General features: G+C 60.6%; 13 protein-coding genes. 9 read left to right on the top strand and 4 right to left on the bottom strand.

Annotated features, from left to right (window positions below):
* Positions 1-119: 119 nt before the first annotated feature.
* The 4 genes from AB1555_12985 to AB1555_12970 all read left to right on the top strand — a co-directional run bounded on the left by AB1555_12985 (position 120) and on the right by AB1555_12970 (position 6,065).
* Complete coding sequence (locus AB1555_12985) at positions 120-320, top strand: ubiquitin-like protein Pup (protein MEW6247603.1); 201 nt, start codon at positions 120-122, stop codon at positions 318-320.
* A gap of 282 nt (positions 321-602) precedes the next feature.
* Positions 603-2,303, top strand: a complete 1,701-nt coding sequence (gene recJ / locus AB1555_12980) for a single-stranded-DNA-specific exonuclease RecJ (GenBank protein ID MEW6247602.1) — start codon at positions 603-605, stop codon at positions 2,301-2,303.
* 8 nt (positions 2,304-2,311) lie between these two features.
* A complete protein-coding gene (locus AB1555_12975) occupies positions 2,312-4,492 on the top strand; it encodes a bifunctional (p)ppGpp synthetase/guanosine-3',5'-bis(diphosphate) 3'-pyrophosphohydrolase (protein MEW6247601.1) in 2,181 nt (726 codons plus the stop codon).
* A gap of 61 nt (positions 4,493-4,553) precedes the next feature.
* Positions 4,554-6,065, top strand: coding sequence for a mechanosensitive ion channel family protein (locus AB1555_12970; protein MEW6247600.1), 1,512 nt, complete (start codon positions 4,554-4,556; stop codon positions 6,063-6,065).
* Position 6,066: 1 nt separating this feature from the next.
* Here the strand turns inward: AB1555_12970 and AB1555_12965 are convergent, their stop codons facing one another.
* Positions 6,067-6,426: a DUF192 domain-containing protein gene (locus tag AB1555_12965; protein ID MEW6247599.1), complete on the bottom strand. Its 360-nt coding sequence runs from the start codon at positions 6,424-6,426 to the stop codon at positions 6,067-6,069.
* A 132-nt stretch (positions 6,427-6,558) separates the two neighbouring features.
* Here AB1555_12965 and AB1555_12960 point away from each other — a divergent pair, with 132 nt between their 5' ends.
* The 3 genes from AB1555_12960 to AB1555_12950 are packed head-to-tail and all read left to right on the top strand — an operon-like array spanning position 6,559 to position 7,622.
* Positions 6,559-6,705 carry a hypothetical protein gene (locus tag AB1555_12960; GenBank protein ID MEW6247598.1) on the top strand — a complete coding sequence of 49 codons (147 nt, stop codon included), beginning with the start codon at positions 6,559-6,561 and terminating at the stop codon, positions 6,703-6,705.
* The gene (locus AB1555_12955) at positions 6,702-6,887 is read left to right on the top strand and encodes a hypothetical protein (GenBank protein ID MEW6247597.1); all 186 of its coding nucleotides are present in this window, start codon (positions 6,702-6,704) and stop codon (positions 6,885-6,887) included. The genes AB1555_12960 and AB1555_12955 overlap by 4 nt, the downstream gene beginning before the upstream one ends.
* A gap of 33 nt (positions 6,888-6,920) precedes the next feature.
* The gene (locus tag AB1555_12950) at positions 6,921-7,622 is read left to right on the top strand and encodes an NAD(P)H-dependent oxidoreductase (protein MEW6247596.1); all 702 of its coding nucleotides are present in this window, start codon (positions 6,921-6,923) and stop codon (positions 7,620-7,622) included.
* Positions 7,623-7,762: 140 nt separating this feature from the next.
* Here AB1555_12950 and AB1555_12945 read toward each other — a convergent pair whose 3' ends face one another.
* Together AB1555_12945 and AB1555_12940 are read right to left on the bottom strand one after the other, a co-directional pair.
* Positions 7,763-7,975 carry a (2Fe-2S)-binding protein gene (locus tag AB1555_12945; GenBank protein MEW6247595.1) on the bottom strand — a complete coding sequence of 71 codons (213 nt, stop codon included), beginning with the start codon at positions 7,973-7,975 and terminating at the stop codon, positions 7,763-7,765.
* Positions 7,976-8,158: 183 nt separating this feature from the next.
* Entirely contained in the window at positions 8,159-9,976 is a 1,818-nt protein-coding gene (locus AB1555_12940) for a M3 family oligoendopeptidase (protein ID MEW6247594.1), read from the bottom strand.
* Between the two features lie 21 nt (positions 9,977-9,997).
* Between AB1555_12940 and AB1555_12935 the strand changes: the two genes are divergently transcribed.
* Positions 9,998-10,453, top strand: coding sequence for a hypothetical protein (locus AB1555_12935; GenBank protein ID MEW6247593.1), 456 nt, complete (start codon positions 9,998-10,000; stop codon positions 10,451-10,453).
* 51 nt (positions 10,454-10,504) lie between these two features.
* Positions 10,505-11,362, top strand: coding sequence for a hypothetical protein (locus AB1555_12930; GenBank protein MEW6247592.1), 858 nt, complete (start codon positions 10,505-10,507; stop codon positions 11,360-11,362).
* 20 nt (positions 11,363-11,382) lie between these two features.
* Here the strand turns inward: AB1555_12930 and AB1555_12925 are convergent, their stop codons facing one another.
* Positions 11,383-11,697, bottom strand: a complete 315-nt coding sequence (locus AB1555_12925) for a tetratricopeptide repeat protein (GenBank protein MEW6247591.1) — start codon at positions 11,695-11,697, stop codon at positions 11,383-11,385.
* Positions 11,698-11,813 lie beyond the last annotated feature (116 nt).

Genomic DNA, 11,813 nt, shown 5'->3' with positions numbered 1-11,813 from the left:
CGAGAAGGAGGGATCGGCTTGACGGATTGAACAGCGCTGGAGTATGGTGACTCATCAGATTTGCATCCTGTTCGGAACCGCGTCGGATGCTGTTCCGCGGGAGCGTGGGAGGTGCTCCTATGGAGAAACAAGAGAGGAGACCGGAATCCACCAAAAGGGAACCGCAGGCGAAGGACGAGGTCAAACCGAATCCTAAGGTCGTCGAAGCCGGCAAGAAACTCAAAGAGGACATCGACAAGCTGGTCGATGAGATCGACGACGTGCTCGAAGAAAACGCGGAGGAATTCGTGAAGAACTACGTCCAGAAAGGAGGAGAATAACCCGCTCGCCCCGGAAAAGCTCCCACCATCTCGTTCCGCTGCTCGTCCAGTTTATCCGATCTCGTTCCGGCTGACCGCTCCATTCTTCGAAGTCATTTCCACGTGTCGGGTGTGTCCTCAGAGGGACATCCGGAAGATTGGAACTTTTACCTAAGTTACACCGGCACTCGGTCTTTCGGCCGGTTTGACAAAGTCTCCTGCTCTCTATACTATTCCTGTGCTATTCCCTTTAGTTCTCAGAGGGTTGTGAGCGGGAAACCTGTTCGCTCTCGGAGGTGCGCAATGCGCCAGAAACGGTGGGTGTTCAGGGATGTCTGCCAGACGCAGCGGGCCGCGTTGGCCCGTGCGCTCTCGATCTCTTCTGTGACTGCGTCCGTGCTCCTCGCTCGCGGCGTGGCGACGCCCCATGAAGCCAGCCGTTGGCTCTCGTCCAGCGCGCAGGCGCCTCACGATCCCTTTCTCTTGCCGGACATGGAACGGGCTGTGGACCGGCTGCATCAGGCGGCGGTAAACGGCGAAAAGATCTGCTTTTACGGCGACTACGATGTAGACGGCATCTCGGCCACGAGCCTGTATCTGACCTTTTTTCGATCACTCGGCGGGACAGCGCTGGTGTACATTCCACACCGTCTTCGGGAAGGCTACGGACTCAATGAAGCGGCGCTGCGCCAACTCCAGCAGGCAAGCGTGGGGCTGGTCGTGACATCGGACTGTGGGACCACCTCGCATCGTGAAATTGCAACGGCCCGGGCGTTGGGGCTGGATGTCGTGGTAACCGACCACCATCAAACCGACGGAGCGATGCCACCGGCTCTGGCCGTCCTCAATCCTCACCGGCGTGATTCACGTTACCCCTTCAAAGGACTGTGTTCCGGCGCGCTCGCGTGGAAGGTTGTGCAAGCCTATGAACAAAAATACGGCGGTGATGTGGCGCTCGAGTCCTTGATGGACCTGGTGGCCCTCTCCACCGTGGCGGATGTCGTGCCGTTGCAAGATGAAAATCGCGGGTTCGTCCGGGAAGGGCTGGCTCAGATGACGCGCGGCGCTCGTTGCGGCATCAGAGCGCTTAAGCAGTCGGCCGGCATCGATCGGGACTGTACCGCCGACGCCGTCGCCTTTCGGCTCGCGCCCCGTATCAACGCGGCGGGAAGATTGGCCCATGCGCTTACGAGCGTCCGGTTGTTGACGACGGAGTCCGAGCTTGAAGCGAAGCAACTGGCTGAAGAACTGGAACGGCTCAACCGGGAGCGCCAAGAGATCGAGGAGGGCATGATGGCCGAGGCGTTGGCCTCGGTCGGCGAAGGGGGCGACGCGCCGGCCCTGGTGCTTGCCTCGCCGAACTGGCACCTCGGCGTGGTCGGGATCGTCGCGGCCCGCTTGGTTGAACGCTTCCATCGCCCGGCGATCGTGATCGCGGTGGACAGGCAGGGAATCGGGAAGGGGTCGGCCAGAACGGTGCCGGGCTTCGATCTCTATCAGGCGCTCGCCGCTTGCCGCGATCTGCTGGTGGCATTCGGCGGCCACCCGAACGCGGCCGGGCTGACGGTCAGAGAAACACATCTCCCCGCCTTCCGTGAGAGATTCTGTGAACTGGCGGCCGAGTGGTCGGGAAAGGAGCCGCAGCATCCGACTCTCCATCTGGATGCCGAAGTGCGGTTGAACGAGGTCGATATGCGGTTGGTGCGGGAATTGGGCTCGCTCCATCCCTTCGGTGCGGGAAATCCGGAGCCGACGCTGGCTGTGCGGAATCTGGCGATTCTGGACGCGCGGGTCGTGGGCGAGGGGCATCTCAAGCTGACCGTTCGCCAGGGAACGTCGTTTCCCTTCGACAGTATCGGATTCCGCATGGGCTCGCTGGCCGACCTCGGCCTTTCACAACGACAGCCCGTCGACCTGGCCTTTGTGCCGGAACTCAATCGATGGAACGGGCTGGACCGCATTCAGTTGCGGATCAGGGATGTCAAGGCCAGTCAGACAATGTGAGCGCCACGATGCCGTTTGAGACGATTACCGATATCGAACAGTTGATCGAGCGGCTGAAGGGGTATCACGCCGACGCGGATGTGTCGCTCGTGCGGAAAGCCTACGAGTTCTCCGCGAAAGCGCACGAAGGCCAAACGCGGCGATCCGGCGAGCCGTATCTCCATCACCCTTTGGCCGTGGCCGGGGTGCTGACTTCGCTCAAGACCGACGTGGCCGCCGTGGTCGCCGGTCTGCTCCACGACACGCTCGAAGATACCTTGGCGACTCCCGAAGAGTTGGAACAGGAATTCGGGAAGGAGGTGGTCCATCTCGTCGACGGCGTGACCAAGATAGGGAAGATTTCCTTCCGGAACTACGAGGAAAAACAGGCCGAGAACTTTCGCAAGATGGTGTTGTCGATGGCGGACGACATCCGCGTCGTTCTCATCAAGCTCGCAGACCGACTCCACAACATGCGGACGCTGGAATACTTGAGCGAGCCCAAGCGCCGGCAAATCGCCCAGGAGACGCTGGAGATCTACGCACCGTTGGCCAACCGGCTGGGAATCGGCTGGATCAAGAACGAACTCGAAGACTTGTGTCTCAAGCATCTCAAACCGGACGTATACGAGACGCTCCGGGTGCGGGTGGCCAAACGCGATGAAGATCGCCAGCAATACATCGACGAAGTGATCCGGCTCGTGAAGAAAGCCATGGCGGACGCCGGTCTGCCGGGCGAGGTGTACGGCCGGCCGAAACACCTCTACGGGATCTATCAGAAGATGGAGAAACAATCGATCTCGTTCGAGGAGGTCTACGATTTGACGGCGCTCCGCATCATCACCGACACCAAGATGAACTGTTACGCGCTGTTGGGGGTGATCCACTCGCTCTGGCGCCCCGTTCCGGGCCGATTCAAAGATTATATCGCGATTCCGAAGTCCAATCTGTATCAGTCGCTCCATACGACGGTCGTCGGACCGAAGGGGGAGCATGTGGAATTTCAGATCCGCACCGAGGAGATGCATCGCGTGGCGGAGTACGGGATCGCCGCGCATTGGCGGTACAAGGAACAGGGCCGGATCGACGAGCGCGACAGCAAGGTCTTCAGTTGGTTGCGACAGTTCGTGGAGTGGCATCAGGACCTGCCGGACAATCGGCAGTTCATGGACTCCGTCAAGCTGGACTTGTTCCACGATGTCGTCTATGTCTTCACCCCGAAAGGCATGGTGAAGGAGCTGCCGAAAGGTTCGACGCCGGTCGACTTCGCCTACGCCATTCATACCGAAATCGGAGATCACTGCGTCGGCGCCAAAGTCAACGGCAAAATTGTTCCGCTCAAACACCAGTTGACCAGTGGAGACACCGTCGAGATCCTCACCTCGCCCAGCCAGACACCGCACAAGGATTGGCTCAAGTTTGTCCGCACGTCGCGCGCCAAGACGAAGATCAAGCATTGGCTCAAAGCCGAGGAGCAAAAACGCAGCGTCGAGATCGGCCGGCGGCTGCTCGAGGCGGAATTCCGCCGGCACGGTTTGGCGCCGGCGCAGATGCTCAAATCGGAGCAGTTGTCGGAAGTGGCCCGGCAAGCCGGGTTTGAAACGACGGACGAGCTGGCTGCGGCGGTCGGATACGGGCATCTGGCGACCGCACAGGTGGTGAGCAAGCTGCTCCCGTCCTCCGCGGGGGCCGAGACCATCGCGCAAGCGGAAGGACCGCCGGTGTCGAAGCCGGTCGCCGGGAGAGCCGACGACAAAGGCGTCAAGGTCAAGGGCGCGCGGGATCTGCTCATGCAGCTCTCACGTTGCTGCAACCCGGTTCCCGGGGATCGCATTCTCGGCTACATCACCCGCGGTCGCGGGCTGACGATCCATACGGTGGATTGTCCCAATCTCGAGGCGCTGGATTACGACCGAGATCGGTTGGTGGAAGTGGAATGGGATACGACCGCGACCGGCACGCATGCAGTCAAGGTGTCGGTCATCGCCGTAGACAAGACCGGCGTATTGGCGAATGTCTCGTCGTCGATCGCGGAGTGCCAGGCCAACATCAGCCGGGCCGAAATCACGACGCGCGAAGATCGGAAGGCGGTGCTGGATTTCGTGATCGAGGTCACCGATACGACCCACCTCAGCCGGGTGCTGAAGGCCATCGAGCGGGTGGACGGCGTCATCACCGCCAGGCGTGTCCGAGCATGGCAGGAGCGGTGAGCTGCACCAGCCCGGCCCTTCGCTGAGGATCTCGATCGGAGTCGGTCAGGATAAACCAACCGTGAGCCTTGGACTTCTGCTCATCAAAATCGTTCTCACGACCGCCGGCGTGATCGCGGTCGTCGTCGGGCTCGCCTATCTCGCGCGCAGGCGGGAGAAGACGCTTCCCCCGGCGGTCTTTATCGTCGCCGGCACCACGGCCGTGCTGGCTGACGCAGCATTGGTGTTCACCAGCGGCGTGACGCCTTCGCCTCCACAAACCGTCCTCAACTGGATAGAGGTGGGAGCTTACTGCGGGGCTTCGTTTCTTCTGTTGAAAGCGATCGATCTGTTCGTCATCGGGGATTACCTGATCGGTCGGAAGGGGACCTACATTCCCGATGTCGTGCGAACGCTGATTCTCTTTACGGGGCTGACGGCGGCCACCCTCGTCATTCTCCGGCTGGTGATGAACATCAACGTCATCGCGCTGGTGGCGTTGCCCACGGTCGCCACCGCCGTGGTAGGCGTCGCACTTCGGGACACGTTGGTGCGGTTCTTTTCCGGAATCGCGTTGGGCAAGATGGTGCGGGTGGGCGACTGGATTTCCGTGCTCGACCGAGAGGGGTTGGTGACCGACATCGGATTCGGCCATCTCACGTTGCTGACGCGCGAGCACGATCACGTCGCCATGCCCAACAACGCGGTGATTCAGGCCGGGCTGATCAATTACAGCCGCCCCACGACGGCGCACATCTGCTCGGTGACGGTCGAGGCCGCCTATCGCACGCCTCCGAGCCAGGTGTGCGCCGTGCTGGTCGAAGCCGCCTTGGCGGTGGAAGGGGTCTTGCCCGAGCCCAAACCGGTTGCGCTGGTGTCCTCGTTCAACGATTCCGGCGTGCAATATCGGTTGCGATTTTCGGTCGACGACTATTCCCTGCGCCCCTTGATCGAGAGCCAGGTGCGGACCTATGTGTGGAACGCGTTTCAGCGCAACGGCATCGAGATTCCATTCCCGCAGCGTGTGGTTCATACGCAGGCCGGGGCGGCGCCTGAACAAATGACGCGGCAGTCGGACCAGATCGTCAGCCATCTCGCCGCGGTGGATTTTCTGGCGGTGTTGGCTCCTGAACAAATCGAGGTTCTCGCCAGAGACGCGACGATCCAGAAATTTTTGCCTGGCGAGCGGGTGGTCCGGCAGGGCGAAGCCGGTCAGGAACTCTACATCATTTTAGACGGTACGGCCGAGGTCCGCCTCCAGCAAGATGGTCGAAGCATGACGGTGGCCACGCTCCAGAAGGGCCAGTTTTTCGGAGAAATGTCGTTGCTGACGGGAGAGCCCCGTTCGGCGACGGTTGTGGCGGCGACGCCGCTACGGGTCGTGGTCGTCGGCAAGCAAGGACTCAGTCGGGTGGCGCAAGAGGACGGCCGAGTGATCGACCGGATCGGCGAAGTGGTCGCTCGCCGCCAACTGGCGACTGCCGCCGCCAAGGAGCAACTCGCCCGAGAAGGCGCCACCATCGCGGTGGCGAATCAGACGCGGTCGTTGACCGAGCGCATTCGGCGGTTTCTGTGGGGCGGAACGACAGTCTAGCTTAAGGAAACTGCAGCGTGGCCCCGCGCTGCAGCTTCAAGGCATCGGCCATCCCGCCGGCGATCTCCAGCACGTACATCGCGTCTTCGGTCGGTTGGTACTGGGGACAGGAGTCGTCGGTGCGCGTGCAGATCGGCACGTTTCGCTCGATGTGAACGATACGTTTCTTGCCGTCCAGCCAAATGATGTCCAGCGGGACCTTGGTGTTCTTCATCCAGAAGGTCCACGGCTTGGGCTCGGAGAACGCAAACAGCATGCCACGGTCTTGAGCCAGGCTGTTTCGGAACATGAGCCCGCGCGCCCGCTTCTCGGTCGTATCGGCGAGCTCCGCATAGATGATCGCGCCGCCCGGCGTTTTCACGGGAATGAGACCTTCTTGCGCGGAAGCCGGAGAAAGAACAGCCCATGCGGCGGCGCCGACACTCATCAGCAAAGAGAATATGGCGTGGTTCAACCAGGGGACGGCCCGGCGGTGACGGGTAGGTGAACAGGAATGACGAAGACGCATGTGCGCATCCTAGTCGGCGCGTCTTTTGACTGTCAAGTTGAAGACCGTCGTACGCTGTCTTGCAATCCCATCGGCTCCTATGCCATTCTGTCCGGCGCGACGCCCGCGCAGGAGAAGGGAGGGGCGGAATGAAGGAAAAACGCAGGGTCCTCTATAAGAAAGGCGTGTTTGTCTGTCCGAAGTGCAACCAATCCTATGTCCAGGAGAAGTGGCTTGAGGAGTGGCGGATTCGTTGCCACAAGTGCGATTATCGCGGCTCATTGACCGAGATTTCCGTCGAGGAACACATGGATGAAGAGACCGTCCGGTATTAGCCGCATACGAGGCCGACGCGGCCAGCTTGGCTGTTGGCCGCCAATGTGCATTCGTCTCTCCCGAGTCCCGCCGTCATCTTTCCTGTCTCCCGTTCTTGTCGAAGTGATCGCAGTCGCTGTGGAGGATCCCGCATGCGTCAAACAATCGGTTTAGTGGTTTTGGCGACAACCCTTGCCGCGCTTGGCGGTCGTGTCGAGGCGGTTGAGAAGGCAACGCCCTCGGTCAAGGTACTGGTCGCATATCATTCCATGACCGGAAACACCGAGAAAATGGCCGAAGCGGTCAGCGAGGGAGCGAAGAGCGTTCCGGGAACGCTTGTCGTGCTGAAGCGCGTAGGACTGGTCACGGCCGATGATCTCTTTTCCTCCGATGCTGTCGTCGTCGGCTCGCCCGTCTATTGGTCGAATATGGCCGGAGAGGTGAAGACCTTCTTCGATAATTGGCAGTTGAAGTTCGGCGTCTTTCCGGAGTTCAAGATGCGCAACAAAGTCGGGGCGGCCTTTGCGACCGGCGGGCAGATTGCATCGGGCAAGGAAGTCACCATGCTGACCATTTTGGCCGCTATGCTGGGCAATCAGATGATCGTGGTCAGCGGGGGCGGGGCGTTCGGCGCCTCAGCGACGACTGAAGGAGAGAGTCCGGGCATCGATCAAAACGAACTGGCTGCCGCAAAAGCCCTCGGTCGACGCGTCGCAGAAATCACAGCGGTGATGAAGCGAGGAATGGCGCGATAACCGTTTGCGTTTTGTGTTCCCTGCTTCTTCTCACCGTGCGGAAACGACGACTCTCCCACTGTTTGCAAGCCGAAGTCGAGGACCGGCACAGACCACGAACAAGATGCATCTCTCGAGAATCTGCAAGGCACCCTGGCAGGCTAGGAGGTAGGCGTTGCTGAATTGCGGCAGGGAGCGACGAGATGGCTCGTCGCCAGCGAAACGAATTCGTGGATATTCTTGGCGCAACGACCGCAGCAGCCGTTTTTCTTAAGTCCAAAGGTCTCGATCAACTGGCAGGGCGTGACTGCGCCCGCTCGTCCGGCCGCCCGCACATCCGATTCGGTGAGGCCTTTGCAGAGGCAGACATACATACGTGAGCCTCGTAATAGCTGGATATCTATAAAACAACGATTATGATAACCGTTATCAACTGGTTTCATTCTACAAGCTCTTTTCTTTTCCGTCAAGGGTAAATTTGCGCGCTCATCCGTCAGAACCCAAGGCGAAGGATCCTGTAGACACTGGCAGTGTTGTGCTGCTGTAAGCTGTTGAAACTATAGGGCTGTTCGGTCAAGTTGCTCGACGATGTCCTTAATCGTCTCGAATCCCGACTGCCAAAATGCCTCGGACGTCATGTCTACACCCACCTCCGAAAGGATTTCCTGCGGGCTCTGTGACCCTCCCGCCGCTAAGAGGGCCAGATAGCGAGGGATGAAGGCGGAGCCTTGCTTCTTGTACATCCGATAGAGCGCCAGCACCAATAAATTACCGAAGCTGTACGCGTAGCAATAAAAGGGACTGGCGAAAAGATGCGGAATGGTCAACCATTCCCAGCGAAACTCGTCGGGGACGCGCACGGCCCTGCCGAACTGCCGTCGCAAGCTCTCGAGGTAGGAAGCGGCCAAGTCTTGGACGGTTGCGCCGTTGGCGATCATCTCATGGGCGATCTGCTCGAACAGGACAAAGTACGCCTGCCGAAGAACGGTGGCATACAGGTCGTCGATCTGAGACAGCAACAGGCTTTGCCGAACAGCCTTGTTTCGCTCTTGAGAAATCAGCGCGTCCGACAGGATTCGCTCGCCGAACACCGAGGCGGTTTCCGCGAGCGGTAAGGTGGCGTGGAACGTAAACACGGAGTGATGGGAGGCCATCATGCCGTGGACCGCATGCCCCAATTCGTGGGCCATGGTGGCAATGTCGCGGGCTTCCCCGGTAAAGTTCAGCAGCACGTAGGGAGTGAGCCCAGGCACCACGCTATAGCAGTATGCTCCGCTCAGCTTACCCGGTCTGGTCTTCGCGTCGATGTGACGGTCGCGAAACACGCGTTCGGCGAGGTCGGCCAACTTCGGCGAGAACGTGCGATACGCATCCAGCACCATCCGGACGGCGTCGGGATAGCGAAACCGCTTCTGTTCCACCCGGTGCGGCGCGTAAATGTGGTAACGGGTCATCGGTTTGATCTTGCAGATGCGGGCTTTCAGTCGGAAATATTCCTGGAAGACGTCGGCATTCTTGGCGCAGACCGACAGCAGGGCGGAGACGGCGGCGTCCGGCACATCGTTCCCCAGATTGCGGCTGGCAATCGGCGTGGCAAACTTGCGAAGCCGGAGATTTTCGGTCTTCCAGTCGTTCACCAGGGTCTTATACATCTCGCCGATCAGGTCGTGATTGGCCGCAAAGACACGGTAGAGCTCGCGATACGCAGCCTCCCTCAGGCGGGGCAGGGGGCTCCGTACATAGGCCATCAACTCTTCACGGTTGAGCGTCTTGTGTCTGCCCTTGACGGTCAAGGTAAAGGTGAATCCGTTGGTCACCACCTCGTAGAGGGTATTCAACGCGCTCCGGCCGGTGATGTTTTTCAGGTTGATAATTTTCTCCTCCGGCTCCGACAGCGTGTGCGGTGTGAAACGTCTGATGGTTTGGAGGTAATAGCGGTAGTCTCCGGAGCCGGCGAGCAACCGGGCGGCGTTCGTTTCATCCACGTCCTGCCACCAGAGCTCGAAGAAGAGCAAGCGATTCTGGAACGCCGCCAACCGTTCTTCCACCTTGGTCTTGAACGACCGGGCCGGCAGGTTCTTCGTGTCCTCGGAAAACCAGAGGTAGGCATAGGCGCCCAGCTTCGATGAGCCTGTAGCAATCTCCTCGTCGAGACGGAGCAATTCAAGGAAGGCTTCGTTCGACATGGCAGGATTCAGCCGATCCCGCCAGGACTCAAAAGCGGTCACCTTTCGGTCCAGCTCGGCGATGAGCCGGTCGAAATCCCGAAGCGGGTCCCTGACAAGGTGCGACAAGTTCCACCGATCCGGGATCTGTTCCAGGGCCGGGTGTTCGGCCTTGGTTGAAGTCGGCTTGCGCGCAGCGACAAGAGGCATGATGGATTTCCTCAACGATGGTTGAAAGTTGCGAAACGTATCATAGCCGAAGCGGCGGCCGGAAATCTCGGCTTCGATCAGCGGGTGAACGCCGGGGGCCGCCTCGCCGTAAGCCGCATTGACAGAGTCGGCGGCGATGTTAGAATCACCGGCCGGGATGCGGGTTCTTCCGTGACGGAGCAGGAAATCAACCGCGCCGTCCAATACGTGACGGCCAGCACATCGTACGCGCGGGAAACCGTGGCGGAGGTCATCCGCACAGGTCTAGACGAACTGTCCGCGCTGGCGACGCAGACCTCGCGACAATTCGAGCGTGAAGCCTTGTTAGAATATGTCTGCCAATGGACGATCAAACGGACGGGACAGCCCGAGCCGTTGGTGCGCGAAATCCTGAGCTGCGCCGGTCGGTGGCTGGATGAGTTGTACGACACGATTGCCGCGGAGCATCCAGAATGGCTGGGAACTCAAGACAACTGAGCGCTGGAGCGCTCCTCGATGACCGGCGGCAGGACTTCTGGGAACAACGCGATGCGTCGTGTTCGATGGAGGCGGAGCCGGAGTCGTCCGCTGCACCGCTCTGACGTCGCCTGGCGGCCCGGCCGGACGTTTCGTGCTGTGCGGGCCGGTCGGCTTCCTAAAGAGATCGAGGCCCGCTGGACGTCCTTGCACCGATTGTGCGCCGATCGCGCCAGCCGGGCCCGGCTGGCGCGATTGATCGATCGGCTGGCGAGCGCGGACCGGGGGGTTCAGGAATCGGCCCTGGCGGAATTGGAATTGGCCACGCTGCTGATCCGCGCCAATGCCTCGGTGTCATTCCTGCCGGAGTCTCAGGCCAGAACCGCCGATCTGGAGTGTGTGGTGGGGCAGGAACGGCTGTTTGTCGAGGTGACGGCCATGGTGGGTCAGGCGTTCCGGCGCCGGCCGCCCCTGCCGCCCGCGCGTCAGGATCACGAGACGGCCGAAGGACATGAAAGGGGTACGGATGGGAAAAGGCTGATCGACCGCGTCCTGGCCAGAGTGGCGCAGAAGGCCAAGCAGCTGGCCGATTACCGTGCACCGGTGCTCCTGGCTGTGTCGGTCCCCCGCGGCGACTCGGAACTGCGGAGAGGGCGCGGACATGAGGTCGAGGAAGTCGATCTCAAGCTGCTGGCCGGGGCCGTGACCCTCCTCCTGTCGAAGCTGCCTCATCTCAGCGCCGTACTGCTGTCGTTGTGGGAGGTGGAGCCGATAGTGTCGCAGTCCGGCGTCCGATTGGCCAATGTCCTGATGGTGGAGCGTTCGCGCCAGCAGTCAGCCTATCCGAGGGTGCGCGCGCTGATTCTCAATCCGTGGGCGGGGTTTCCGGTGAGCGAGGTGCAGCGCGAAACCCTGACGCGGTTGCTGTAAGTTCAGCGGGTGGGCGGTGGTCAGCCTAGACTTTCCTTCAGCAGGGTCAGATTCTTGGTGACCATGGCATCACCGTTCTTGGTGGAGACCTCGATCCCTTGATTGCAGACCCTGCGGCAGTCCTCGATGCGTCCCAGCTTCGCGAGCGACTGGGCCAGCGCGTAATAGGCGGCGGAGTATGTCGGCTTCACCTCGAGGCAACTCTCCAGCGCCTTGGCGGCTTCGTCCCAGTTCTGATCCTCCATGTAGGCCTTTCCCAACCCGAACCATGCGACCTCGTCGTTCGGGTCGATCGCCAGCACTTTCTTGAGCGGCTCAATGCGCGGATTGGCCACGGATTGTTTCCTCCTTCACCGGCGTATAAAGAGGCGGAAGTGACCGTACCACGCCCCGATACTCGTTGTCTATCGCATTTCCGGCGTGTTACGATCAACGGCTGCGACGCGCGGGG

This window comes from Nitrospirota bacterium, from assembly GCA_040755395.1.
In the GTDB taxonomy this organism is placed as follows: Bacteria; Nitrospirota; Nitrospiria; order Nitrospirales; family Nitrospiraceae; genus DATLZU01.
This window is presented reverse-complemented; position numbering and strand designations above follow the sequence as displayed.